At 37.2% G+C, this 12,141-nt stretch carries 11 protein-coding genes and 2 pseudogenes; 6 read left to right on the top strand and 7 right to left on the bottom strand.

What is annotated here, in order from left to right; all coding sequences use genetic code 11:
- On the bottom strand, nt 1–765 hold a 765-nt coding region (locus L950_RS21275), incomplete at its 3' end, for an XRE family transcriptional regulator (protein WP_021190753.1).
- 215 nt (nt 766–980) lie between these two features.
- Between L950_RS21275 and L950_RS21270 the strand changes: the two genes are divergently transcribed.
- Both L950_RS21270 and L950_RS21265 read left to right on the top strand, forming a co-directional pair.
- Complete coding sequence (locus L950_RS21270; protein ID WP_046792096.1) at nt 981–2,420, top strand: exonuclease domain-containing protein; 1,440 nt, start codon at nt 981–983, stop codon at nt 2,418–2,420.
- 37 nt (nt 2,421–2,457) lie between these two features.
- Nucleotides 2,458–2,880, top strand: a complete 423-nt coding sequence (locus L950_RS21265; RefSeq protein WP_021190751.1) for a DUF3995 domain-containing protein — start codon at nt 2,458–2,460, stop codon at nt 2,878–2,880.
- A gap of 180 nt (nt 2,881–3,060) precedes the next feature.
- Here the strand turns inward: L950_RS21265 and L950_RS21260 are convergent, their stop codons facing one another.
- Both L950_RS21260 and yiaA read right to left on the bottom strand, forming a co-directional pair.
- Nucleotides 3,061–4,860 (bottom strand): mechanosensitive ion channel family protein, encoded by a 1,800-nt coding sequence (locus L950_RS21260; RefSeq protein ID WP_021190750.1) that lies wholly within the window; start codon nt 4,858–4,860, stop codon nt 3,061–3,063.
- Between the two features lie 781 nt (nt 4,861–5,641).
- Nucleotides 5,642–6,109, bottom strand: a complete 468-nt coding sequence (yiaA, locus tag L950_RS21250) for an inner membrane protein YiaA (protein WP_021190748.1) — start codon at nt 6,107–6,109, stop codon at nt 5,642–5,644.
- Nucleotides 6,110–6,242: 133 nt separating this feature from the next.
- Here yiaA and L950_RS21245 point away from each other — a divergent pair, with 133 nt between their 5' ends.
- The 4 genes and pseudogenes from L950_RS21245 to L950_RS37525 all read left to right on the top strand — a co-directional run bounded on the left by L950_RS21245 (nt 6,243) and on the right by L950_RS37525 (nt 8,597).
- Nucleotides 6,243–7,415, top strand: a complete 1,173-nt coding sequence (locus L950_RS21245; protein WP_231577756.1) for a hypothetical protein — start codon at nt 6,243–6,245, stop codon at nt 7,413–7,415.
- Entirely contained in the window at nt 7,382–7,750 is a 369-nt protein-coding gene (locus L950_RS34300) for a hypothetical protein (RefSeq protein ID WP_231577755.1), read from the top strand. The genes L950_RS21245 and L950_RS34300 overlap by 34 nt, the downstream gene beginning before the upstream one ends.
- Nucleotides 7,751–7,846: 96 nt before the next feature.
- Nucleotides 7,847–8,131 carry a DUF72 domain-containing protein gene (locus L950_RS35895; protein ID WP_262507164.1) on the top strand — a complete coding sequence of 95 codons (285 nt, stop codon included), beginning with the start codon at nt 7,847–7,849 and terminating at the stop codon, nt 8,129–8,131.
- 2 nt (nt 8,132–8,133) lie between these two features.
- A pseudogene (locus L950_RS37525) lies at nt 8,134–8,597 on the top strand (DUF72 domain-containing protein).
- A 61-nt stretch (nt 8,598–8,658) separates the two neighbouring features.
- Here the strand turns inward: L950_RS37525 and L950_RS21235 are convergent.
- The 4 genes and pseudogenes from L950_RS21235 to L950_RS21220 form a co-directional block, all read right to left on the bottom strand.
- Nucleotides 8,659–10,000 (bottom strand): annotated as a pseudogene (locus tag L950_RS21235) (GH1 family beta-glucosidase).
- A gap of 281 nt (nt 10,001–10,281) precedes the next feature.
- Nucleotides 10,282–10,587, bottom strand: a complete 306-nt coding sequence (locus tag L950_RS21230) for a hypothetical protein (protein WP_021190747.1) — start codon at nt 10,585–10,587, stop codon at nt 10,282–10,284.
- 142 nt (nt 10,588–10,729) lie between these two features.
- Complete coding sequence (locus tag L950_RS21225; protein ID WP_021190746.1) at nt 10,730–11,173, bottom strand: DUF3347 domain-containing protein; 444 nt, start codon at nt 11,171–11,173, stop codon at nt 10,730–10,732.
- A gap of 127 nt (nt 11,174–11,300) precedes the next feature.
- On the bottom strand, nt 11,301–11,987 hold the full coding sequence (locus L950_RS21220) for a hypothetical protein (protein WP_021190745.1): 687 nt from the start codon (nt 11,985–11,987) through the stop codon (nt 11,301–11,303).
- Nucleotides 11,988–12,141 lie beyond the last annotated feature (154 nt).

Raw genomic sequence — 12,141 nt, 5'->3', positions numbered from 1 at the left:
TTGGAGTACAGTTGCAATAGTTGCTGTTGTTTCGGGCAATTCTGTTGTATGGTAACTATGAAACTCCCATATTTCTAAAATTTCTTCAAGTGGAACGGTATACAATTCGTAAATAGGATTTAAAGAACGACACTGTAATACTCCGTCTCGAAGCAGTGTGATGGCTTTGAATATAATATCCTGCCCCTTTAAGACTACAAGCGCGAGTGATTCGGGTTTTATTTGGCTCCAGTCTTCAATAAATTTTCCTGTTATATCCATATTTTGCGGAAAGGGCAACATGGAGTCTCCAACTACAGGAAAGGTACGATATGTTCGGTGCTTAGAAAGATTGGGAATATGATATTTCGGTAGCTCTGAAATATAGTCCGGATCAGCATACCCTCCAGATACATAGCCAGCTCGTCCTTTTATGGGCACATAGTCAACATGTTCCTGATCGGATTTGTCAACACTGATGGCCAGAACTCTAAGATTTCCGCCTTTGATGTAAATATCGTTCCCAGCTTCCAGATCGCGAATCTTTAACTCGCCTAGCTTACTGATGTCAACGGTCATTAAGGTATCTAAACTGATCTTAAAGTAATTGGAGATGGATAACATAAAATGTGGTTCCATGGCTTTTGTTTTGCCAATTTCAATAAGTGCAAGTTTTACCCGTGTTACATTGATGGCTTCGGAGAGTACTGCCTGACTGACTTTTTTACGCTCCCGGAGGAACTTTAGGTTATTGGTAAAAAATATTTTTGGTTCTTTATTTTCCATTTGCTATTATTAGAAACATTGAATTGTTTCTATTGGAAACAAATGTAGTGTAAAATATTGATTATTTGTAGGGCATTATCGTGACAGCTGACGATTTGGATTTATTTTTGTAAATAGAAAAATTACGCAAAGTTGATCGGAAGAACGTTAGTTAGTTCCTGTAAGATATAGAATAATAAGTTGCAAACTTTGTTAAATTGATTGAGGTGAACAAGTTGAAAAACATAACGTATGCCATCGTGGATATTGAAACTACGGGTGGAAATGCCCGGGGCAGCCGTATGACAGAAATTGCGATTGTGATTCATGACGGAGAGAAAGTCATTGATCGATGGGAATCGTTGATTAATCCGGAACAACATATTCCATTGGCTATTTTTGCACTGACGGGAATTGATAACGAGCTGGTGGCAGATGCGCCTGTATTTGGTGATATTGCGCAAAAGGTTTTCGATATGCTGGATGGGCGTATTTTTGTTGCTCATAATGTTAACTTTGATTATTCATTTATTCGTCATCAACTGGAAGAACATGGCTATAAATGGACGGCACGAAAACTATGTACAGTACGACTGAGCCGTAAAATAAGACCGGGTTTTCGATCTTACAGTTTAGGAAAGCTTTGCGACAGTTTAGCTATTCCTATTTCAAATCGTCATCGTGCCGGCGGAGATGCAGAAGCAACGGCTATATTGTTTTCTTGTTTACTGCAGTGGGATAATGAAGGTGTGGTGGACGAAATGCTGAGGAAAGCGGCTCCGGATCAACGACTCCCGCCTAATTTGGCACCAGAGGATTTTGAAGCCTTACCGCAGCATCCGGGCGTCTATTATTTTATGAACCAATACGGAAAGGTTATCTATGTTGGAAAAGCTATAAATCTGAAGAAGCGTGTTGCATCTCATTTTACGGGGCACAATATCAATAAACAACGACAGCATTTTTTAAGGGAGATCTATCATATCACATTTGAGGTGTGCGCGACGGAACTCATGGCGCTATTACTGGAATGTACAGAAATAAAGAAACTATGGCCGGCCTATAATCGTGCATTGAAACGTTTTGAGCCTAAATTTGGTTTGTTTAAATATGAAGCACAGAATGGCTATCTGTATCTTGCGGTCGGTAAATTGAAAAAGCACTGTCAATGTATTCAGGTATTTAATCTGGAATATGATGGGGTACAGGTCTTGCGGCAGTTGATGGTTAACTTTGAGCTCGATCATCGTATGTGTACATTTGGTGCTACAGAAATACCTTATGCAAGTAGGTGTTTTCCTGATGAACCGGATTTGCCGGAAGTTGAAAAACATAATGCGCAAGTGGAATTGGCTGTCGATCATCTTTTGGAGCAGCAACCTACCTTTGTAATCGTTGATAAAGGAAGAACACCAGAGGAGAAAAGTTATGTCTGGGTAGAGCAGGGTAATTTTTATGCCATGGGTTATCTGGATGAATACGTGCAATTCGAGTCGATGGAAGATATCCGTTCTAGTTTACAGCGATATCCCGGCAATCACTACATGATGCAACTGATCAATGCCTATATGACGAAGTACCCAAGAAAGGTAACTTATCTGAACGATTGTCAGAAAGCTGTCGTATTACCTGAATTAACTGGAGATTCGGATGAAGAATCTTTGATCTTGTTTTAAGTATCCTTATTATTGAATTAAAATAAAAAATAAACGAATGGAGTTTATACTTTCAAAAATAAATATTGTTGTTTTCTTGTTTCTTGCCGCGATGCATCTGTATTGGGTATGCAATGGACAGTTCGGAATTGCGGCCACGATCCCGACAAAGTTGAATGGGAAGAGAGTTTTTACCCCCAGTCGGTTTGGAACCTTTATCGTCGCTGTTGGATTGTTTCTGTTTGCGTTGCTTAATATGGTTTTTGATGGTCTTGTTCAGCTTCCTGTAGCATCCATCTATATTGGTTATGGTATGTGGATTATTGCGGCTATATTTCTACTCCGTTTTATAGGGGATTTTAAATATGTTGGGATCACTAAAAGATTTCGAAAGTCTGTTTTTGCTCGGAAAGATACTTATTTCTTTAGTCCTTTATGTTTCTTTCTATTCGTTTCTCATATTTTGCTATTAATCGATTAGATCATCATAAAGATGCATTCAGTAGTTGACTCATATGGTTCATAGCTACTTCTGCACGGATAGGCATCAGTTGGTTTTTATATAGGTGTAGTCATTTTTATTCTATTTGTTGATTGCGACCAATCCAGTTCAAACGGATTGGTCGTGATTTTTTTTAGTTAATTGTCTTAAGAGTGTTTTTTAGATTTGATCTATTCCTGCTCTATATTGTGGAGTGTGATCCACTTTAGTGAAAATGTGAGGGGCATTCATTTCAATTCCTGCTGCTAGAAAATCGTTCAGAATCAGTTGAAAAATCTCGGATTGTGCCAATGCGATTTCGGCAGACTGTGAAATATAAACATTCAGTTCATAGAGCACGTAAAAGTCATCTAGTTTCTTCTGTAGTACAAAGGGCGCTGGGGTTGTATTGACACGTGCTACCCGCGGAGGTATGTTTAAAAGCATTTCATGGATGCGTTCCCACGGTTCTTCATAGCCCACTGTTAACTCAACCTGAAAGCAAATTCCCTGATCTGAAAAAGTAGAATAGTTTACAGTATTACCCGATAAGATAGATGAATTAGGGATTGTGATCTCTTCATTTTTAATGGTCCTGAGTCTTGTCACCAGCGGTGATTTTTCAATCACTACCCCCGTTTTATCAGCTATGGTGATGCGGTCTCCGATTCGGAAAGGTCGCATATAGGTAATAACAAGACCTGCAATAATGTTGGATATTGCAGAAGATGAGCCTAATGAAAATAATACTCCAATAAATACTGATATTCCTTTGAAGATATCTGAGTTCGATCCTGGTAGATAAGGGAATATCAGAACGAGTGTAAATGCTTGCAATAGAAAGCGGACAATGGTAAAAGTCGGCATAGCAAATTCGCGATGGAAACCATTTACTTCTAGCTTTCCCTTATCGATTTCAGTAAAAATGTATTTAACCAGTCGGACGGCATAGCGCATGACAAATAGGATGACAAATACCGTGATGAGATTGGGGATATAATCCCAGATTGCTAAAAATGCTTTTTTTAAGGGTTTGGTAAATAGGCCGATCAAACTGTTGGCCCAACTCTGTGTAAAAGGAAAGACACTGAAAACAATAGGCAACATGATGAAGGCCATCAAAACGATAAGTGCCCAGCGCAACATGTTGATACTGCTGATCAGCATGCGGGTTTTTTGAACGGAGCTGACCAAAACATAATTCTTGATTTTGACATCTTTGATCAGCTGGCTACGCTCTGTCATAATCCGCTGTACACTGTAATTTTTAATTTTATTGATCAATAGTATCAATAAGTAAAAGACAATAAAAATGAGCACGATAAGCCCAATGCGGATCAATAATTTTGAAATACTGTTTTCTTCTTTTTCTCGGGTTATGGTTTCCTGAATACTTTTTAGATACTGTTTTGCGATTTCTTCTTTGTTTTTTCCTTCAAGTAGGGCATCGAGTTCTGTTACTGAGGTAATTATTAGGTCTTTGTATACAATATCTGAGCTGATTTCATTGTTTTCAATTTTGAATGAATCAACTTTTACGAAGTCATCTTCATATAGGTTTTGAATGCGACTAACGACATTGTCAGCTCGGTCTTTTGCTAAAGATGAACCGAGTTTGTTGTATATGTAAAACAACGTATCGTTAAATGGTGCGACAGGGTAACGTTTGGTATTTTTCTTGATTGAATCAACTTTTATTTTTAACTGCTGATTTCGGATGATATTTTCTTCATCAAAATTATTGAGCTGTTGTTTCAGGTTTTCTTTCTTTGCGCTATTTTGTGTCTTTAGATTTGTGATTTCGTTTTGAAGCTTTACGCGCTCTAAAGAATCGTTGATCTGCTGTTGTCGAATACCGTTTAATAGAGAACTTAAGCCCAGCTCTTTATTATTAACCGAATCTGTCTCCTGAGCCGAAAGTTGAATAACGGCTGAAAAGCATAATAACGTAGTAAGGAAACAAATGTAAAGTCTTTTCATATTGTAAGCTATTTTGATTCTAAGCCATATGACGAATGTACTTATGGTAGATTTAGAAGACCAAACATAGAGAATTTTGCTTGTATTACACAATCAGAAAATGAGATATTCATCCACGCTGCGGTAGATTAAGATCGCTAGATATATTTATTTTTGCTTGAAAGGATTTTCATGTTGTTCCCTCAGCATAGAATTTACTGCTGGGGAGATTTTATCATCATTTGGAAAAGTACTTCTGTTAATTTAAAGTGGGGTACTAGGTCGCTTTTTAAATCTATTCAATTTTGAGAAAATGAACTTATTATTAATTGTCAAGAGCGTTAGAACTGATAAGACCAAAACCGGTAAAAGGGACAAATAAATCGTATAATAGATTTCTTCATTGAAACTGTAGGTACTCCATGAGGATTCGCGATCTACAAAAATGCTGTAATTCCAAAAAATCCAAAAGCTGGTCAATAGCAAAAATTCTATTGTGATTTTGTATCTGTTTTTCTTGATCCGCGCTATCAAAAGAAATAAAATGGTAAGCATAATGGTGCTGCATAAAGAAATGAAGAATGCATCGTATACGAAACTACAGGCTAGACAGCCACTTGATGTTTGATCTGATAATTTTCCCATCGACCAATATGTCTGTATAAAAGTAAATGCAAATAGTGTAACCGCAATAAAAGCGATGCTGTTCATTAATATAAGGATACTTTTCTTCATTTAGCAGTATTAATTAAATAAACCCGCAGGCTTGCTGTGCAAGTCTCTGCGGGTAGCAACCGCTAAGTTACAAATCGTTTTCCTCAAACATTTTGGCGTCGCGGGTATTTTTTTGTACAGCAATGGCTGAAAATATACTTAAGCAGAATGACATGGCATAAAATCCTTTTTCACTTAGTAGGAGATCTGCATTCCAAAGCCCTACTGTAAGCAGCACCATCGCGGCAATTGTTGCAAACCAGCTAAGCCCATAATAAAGATCGGTTACGGCAATGCCTTCTGCTCTATCTCTTACACTTTTCTGTACGGAGATCACGGCAAATAAACCGAATAGCAGGATGGTGAAATAATATCCTTTTTCATTGAGTTCCATGGTTGCATTCCATAAACCGATACAGTATCCCATGGAGCCGGTTAGTAAAGCAAACCAGGATGCGCCGATGAATGCACCTGTAGGTTTGAATGGATTTTTTGTTTTTTCTTCGTTTTTTGTAAGTGGAGTGTTCTCCTCTGTTTTGTGTTTTAGCGGTTCCATAATTTTTGTTTTTTTATGTGTTATTATGAAAGCAAATGTCCGCTGTTGTCGCTAGATGCACAAATGAGATATTTGAAAATACTGATGATTTAAATTAATTTTTTAGTAGGTTTGTTTTTAAAATTAACCTATTATGGATGCGCTTGCGACATTAATAAATTTACTTGGTGATCAGGATAAAAAGGATTTTAAGGCATTTATGCGCAAGAAGAATAAGCGACACGATGTTAAAAATATTCTATTATTTGAATTGCTAAATACTGACGATATAAATGGCTTAGAAAAGCTGTTAAAAAAAACAAAAAGCAGGGATTCTTACCATGCTTTGCGTAAAAGACTGCACGATAACCTACTTTTATTTCTATCTCAGAAGACATTTGAAAGCAATAACAGTCAGGCTTCGGAAGTGATGCGTTTAATCGTTGTAAGCCGTTTTCTTTTGGAAAATGATGTGGATAAAACTGCTTTCAAGTGCTTGGTGAAGGCCGAGCAAATCGCAACAAAACTGGAACAGTATAATTTATTGAACGATATATTGCTTCTTAAAATAAATTATGCGCATAGTGAAGCTTCAGAAAATTTAGAAGACTTAACAACACGTTTTATGGTCAACCAGCAACATATGCAACGGGAGGCAAAATTGAATCTGGCATATGCTTTTCTGCGTCAGGAAATGCGTGAGGTAAATCTGAAAGGTAAAGTGGTCAACTTGGCCGCACTGATGCTCGGGACCATACGAAAATATCAGATTGCAGTCAAAGATTTAATGAATTATAAGTCTATTTATCAGATACTTTTTATAGCCAATGAATATGCGGCTATTCATCAGGATTATAGTTTTATAGAACGTTATATCCAGCGCATCCAACATTTTATTCAGGGAAAGAAGAAAGCGGATGAATCGCACTTATTTTATCAGTTGCATGTCCTTTATTTTTTGGCAAACTTTCATTTACGCAACAGAAGCTTTGAAAAGAGTGCGGAGTATCTTTCTGAGATGAAGAACCAAATGGAACAGCACCGTTTTCATGAATCTCAATTTTATCCACGGCATCAGTTGTTATCGGCTCTGAATCTATATTTTACTGGAATGGGTGGAGAAGGAATAGCTGTATTGATGAAGGCTTTGGAAATGACAACAAAAAAGACAAAACAGGAGGACATAGAAGATTTAAGGATATGTTTAACGATGTTTTATCGTTGCAGGATGAAAGATCTTGCTTACGCCATCTTGCTTTGTTTCAGCATACTGATCAATGGTACGAGAAAAAAATGGGTATGCTTTGGACCATTCGTAAAAATCTGATGGAGGTTTTGGTTCATGCACAGTTCGGGCATATCGAACTTGCTGTTTCAAGGTTAAGTAGTTTCAAACGTCGATACAGTGGTTTTCTTACAGAAACTCATGAAGAAAGGGTATTACATTTTGTGAGTCTTGTGGAGAAATATTTCAATAAGCCTGATATAGTGTTTAATCCTGTATTTCAAAAAACTGCGGTCGATCTGTTAAAGAATAAAGAACATGCGGATATTTTTCATATTTGTTTTATTTCATGGCTGATCGCTAAGTGGGAGAAAAAGTCGGCCTATCAAATCGTACTTCAGCATTTGTCCAGTCGACATACATCCGAAAATATTTAGATGGTTCAATATGGAATCCAGATTAATTTTTGCCTGATGTAATCTTAATATTTAGGATTAAAAATAACTTCTCTCCGAGGTGCTTGTTGTATGGTTATGGAGTCTTTGTATTTTTCTGGTACGAGCGGTATTTTACTGCCTTATAAAAATAAAAGTTTTTATCCCGAAAATCTTCAGGAGAAAAGCAGGCTTGCGGTCTATGCTTTATTATTCAATTCGTTGGAGGTAAACAGTTCATTCTATAAAATACCACGTGAAGAAACTGTGAAACGATGGGCAGATGAAGTACCGGATGGATTTCGTTTCACCTTTAAATTATGGAGGGGAATTACTCACGCAAAAGGTTTGATCTTTGACCCGAATGATGTTGCTCATTTTTGAAGGTGATTGCCGAAGCAGGCGAGAAGAAAGGTTGTTTACTGATTCAGTTTCCTCCCTCTGTTACGTTTAATGCTGCTGTGCATGTCAATCTTTTGCTAGAGACTGTTGTTAATGATGAGCATATAAAGGGATGGCGGGTATGCGTCGAGTTTCGGCATCCATCTTGGCATTGTGAAGATACATTTAGCCTGTTAATTCGTACGGAGCCAGTCTTGTGCTGCACGACAAGAACAGTAATGGTATGCAATTGTCCTATAGTGAAACAGATTTTATTTATCTGCGATTTCATGGTCCCAATGGTAATTACCGGGGTAGTTATGAAGATGATTTTCTACAGGAATATAGTTCATATATTCGGGAATGGTTAGCTGAAGGGAAAGAGGTTTTCACTTACTTTAACAATACAATGGGCGACGCGATTCAGAACTTGAAGTTACTGTCGGAATATGTGAATTATAGGTATTAATATGGTAAGTGGTATCGATTTTATAATCAATACCACTTAGCTAATTTCGAATAGCTTGAACCTATATCTTCTGCTTCAGAAGATCAGCATACCAATGTCCCGAAGATTTAACGATGCGTTGTTGCGTTTCAAAATCAACATATACTAAACCAAATCTGGGATGATAACCTTCTGCCCACTCAAAGTTGTCGAGAAAAGTCCATGCAAAATACCCGTTGACCTGAACTCCTTCTTGTTTGGCCCTAAGTACTTGGGCAATGGTCGACTGTAAATACTGCACTCTTTTCGGGTCATCGACTTGATTGTTAACCACCTCATCTGGAAAAGCTGCTCCATTTTCAGTGACAATCAGTGGCGGTATGTTGGGATAGGCACTGAATTTTTTCAAAACATGGTACATGGATTCAGGAAATACTTCCCAATTCATGGCAGTGAGTTCGACCTTGCGCGATTTTGCACTTACAATTTTTGCGCGTAGGTAGGGGACGAATAAGGAATGACGGATGATTTCGCGGGTATAATTTTGTACTCCGATAAAATCCATATCAAACTTTAGCTCGTTTTCATCATTGTGCTTGATATATTTTTCAATTCTTCTTAGAATTTTGATCTCATCTGTAGGATAGCCCATACCTAGCAGGGGCTCTATGAAAAACCTATTGAGTAATACATCTGCTTTTTTAGCAGCAAGGATATCTTTTTCTCTTCCGGTGAACGGTTCAATATGCGAACAGGAGAAAGTGGTTCCAACGGTACTGTCTGGTTGTAGTGATTTAATAATTCTTGCACCTTTAGCCTGTGCTAGTGATGCATGATGTGCAGCTGCTAAAAGTAATCGATTCCTTTTTTTCCAGGTGCATGTACGCCAAAGAAGTATCCAGCGGCACTAAATACCGCAGGTTCATTTAAAACCATCCAGTTTTTTACCCGATCGCCAAAGTGTTTGACACAGAGTGCTACATAATCAGCAAACCAATCGGTGACTTCCCTGTTGATCCATCCACCTCTTTGTTCCAGGGCATGCGGCAGATCCCAGTGATAGAGTGTTATCCAAGGTGTAATCCCTAATTCTAAAGAAAGATCGATGAGTTTATTATAGAAGTCAATGCCTGATGGATTGGCTTCTCCTGTACCTTGCGGTAGAATACGGCTCCAGGCAATGGAAAACCTGTAGTTCCTAATATTTAAGCTGTGCATCAAATGGAGATCTGCTATGTAGCGATTATAGAAATCGCAAGCAATATCTCCGTGCTGGTTTTTAAAGATCTTATTCTTTTTTTTACAAAAGTATCCCAAATAGAAAGGCCTTTTCCATGTATATCATGAGCTCCTTCAATTTGGTAGGCGGCTGTAGAAACTCCCCAAATAAAATCTTCGCCAAAGGAATCTTTAGTTAAAATCATTTACGGAATTTATTTTCTCAAGTGGTGCAAATATCACTTATTTAAGTTGTTTTAATATTTGTGAAATCTAAGAGGAGAATAGAATGAACTAAACTGCACTAGAAAGATACGAAATAATACCCTTTGGAAGAAATGTGTGATCGTTTTCATAATTCAAATGTTTTAAACCACTGTTTACATTAATTTGCTTATATAAATTTACAAAGCATATGTTAACTGTGTATGAATTGATTATGAAGTTTTTGAGTATTGTCAGGGCTCTTGTTTTTTTAACTATTTCATCACCATATATTTTTTGATATACCGATCTGTGTTAAGGATTCAATAGTTGGTTCAGAGAGCAGATGGAGATCGCGTTGTTTTTGGAATTCTAAGAAAGCGGGCATATTTAATAATTCTTTTTGAATGGCCTCATTTTTATATTGTGACATATGGATAAAGGTGTTGCTGCCATTAACCTGGAATATCGTATATACAAATTGATGATTGTCCAATTCTTTAAACTCATCAAGAAAAATCTGAATGTTTTCTTTGTTCGCATCAACATAGTCTTCTTTGATGGTATAAGTCACTTTTATAGCTATCATGGGGTATCTTTATGAATGAATACTGGTTTATGTATTCGAAGATAATGAATTTGATGCTATGGAAAGTAAAAACTCCGAACGAACAATTGGATATTGTTCGTTCGGAGTTTTTACTTGAATCGAATGCTCAGCTTTTCACGGGTTACTTCTTAGTTTCAGTAACTTTACCACAGGTAAGCATCGCAGATCCATAGTAAGGATTTTTAATCGCCGTTTCATTGCTTAACCAATAGCCTTTTTTCATCGGGCAATATTGATAGTACACTGGTTGGCTGACCTTATCACTGCTTTTTACGATTTGCCACATGATCGTTGAAACTTCATTGAATGATGCACGCTGTTTTTCAAGATTGCCTGCTTTTGCTAATTTATCTACTTCAAGGGTTAAGTTATCTTTCAGTTTGAAAGCGCTTTCTGCTTTTACCACCTTCTGAAGTGCTTGAATGGATTCGGAAGCCTTTTTCTCATCACTGCTTACCAATGCATTTTTTACACCATAATATTTACTTAATAGTGTTTCTGTATTTTGGGCAAGTGCCACATGTCCAAATAGTGAAATTGCCAATATCAATAAGTTCTTTTTCATATCTATTTTCCGTTAATCATTTAAAGATAGTTTTAAAATTTTACTTTTGAACTGCTTCGTTATTTTCTCGATTTCTAAAGCAGAGGTTCTGTATTCTGTGTCTTTCAAAACTCGGCTTCACATTTTGCTATACCTGATGCTGACGAAGCTGTACTTCCTTTTCGCTTTCCTTTATTGATCTTATGTCAATATTAAAGTCTGCTGTATGGACTTTTCCATGTATTTTAAACTGCACCCACATCTTGTATTTACCAGCCTTTGTAATGTTTGTTTCTGCGTATATCGGGTATTGTACATGTGGTATGGGCCGGATCTGTAAAAACTCTTTATCCGTCTTATTGATCATTAATATATGAGCTGATGTTCCCAAATACTGTTCCAAACTACTGTTATACAGTTTCTTTTCGCATTTTTCGATGGCTATCTTTATACGTTGTATGTTGCCGGTTTTAAAATTATCGGTATTTTCAAGGATAATTGTATAGTCATCTATGTAACATATCGGTTTTTTTGAAGTGACCTCACGAGAAGTCATATAGTACCCTTTCACTTCGATTTCTAACATGTTTAAGACATGTTCTTTACCAAGAGGTTTAAAATAGGTGAACAAATGGTATTTTCCACCGTTATGAAAAGTCTGTGTTACAGCATAGCTACCGTCTTGCTGCAGCACTGGATGGATGTGTCTGAACCAATTAAGATCTTCACTAATGACCATGACATGAATGTTCATTTCATCAGAAATGTCCAATGCTACTTGTTTTTGGTTTTTTTTGATTGCAAATAGTAGTCTAACGGGATGTCCCTGCTTCAATAATTCTGTGGTTAAAGTTGTTTAATTGTACCTGATATTGATCTGGATTTTCCTGTTGAACAGATCTCAGATCCATTCCACATGTCGAACAGCTGTTGCCTTGAGTCCCGTTTACTTCGGGGGCATAGGACAGGTGTATATGCTCAGTCTGAGG

It is taken from the genome of Sphingobacterium sp. IITKGP-BTPF85 (assembly GCF_001006065.1).
GTDB classification, from domain to species: domain Bacteria; phylum Bacteroidota; class Bacteroidia; order Sphingobacteriales; family Sphingobacteriaceae; genus Sphingobacterium; species Sphingobacterium anhuiense.
The sequence above is the reverse complement of the archived record's forward strand: the minus strand, read 5'-3'. Positions and strand labels throughout refer to the sequence as shown.

Coding starts and splice junctions, on each gene's coding strand:
- L950_RS21260 (WP_021190750.1), bottom strand. CDS start 4,860: ATGAAAAGACTTTACATTTGTTTCCTTACTACGTTATTATGCTTTTCA.
- L950_RS35895 (WP_262507164.1), top strand. CDS start 7,847: ATGGAGTCTTTGTATTTTTCTGGTACGAGCGGTATTTTACTGCCTTAT.
- L950_RS21245 (WP_231577756.1), top strand. CDS start 6,243: ATGGATGCGCTTGCGACATTAATAAATTTACTTGGTGATCAGGATAAA.
- L950_RS21230 (WP_021190747.1), bottom strand. CDS start 10,587: ATGATAGCTATAAAAGTGACTTATACCATCAAAGAAGACTATGTTGAT.
- L950_RS34300 (WP_231577755.1), top strand. CDS start 7,382: ATGGGTATGCTTTGGACCATTCGTAAAAATCTGATGGAGGTTTTGGTT.
- L950_RS21265 (WP_021190751.1), top strand. CDS start 2,458: ATGGAGTTTATACTTTCAAAAATAAATATTGTTGTTTTCTTGTTTCTT.
- yiaA (WP_021190748.1), bottom strand. CDS start 6,109: ATGGAACCGCTAAAACACAAAACAGAGGAGAACACTCCACTTACAAAA.
- L950_RS21225 (WP_021190746.1), bottom strand. CDS start 11,173: ATGAAAAAGAACTTATTGATATTGGCAATTTCACTATTTGGACATGTG.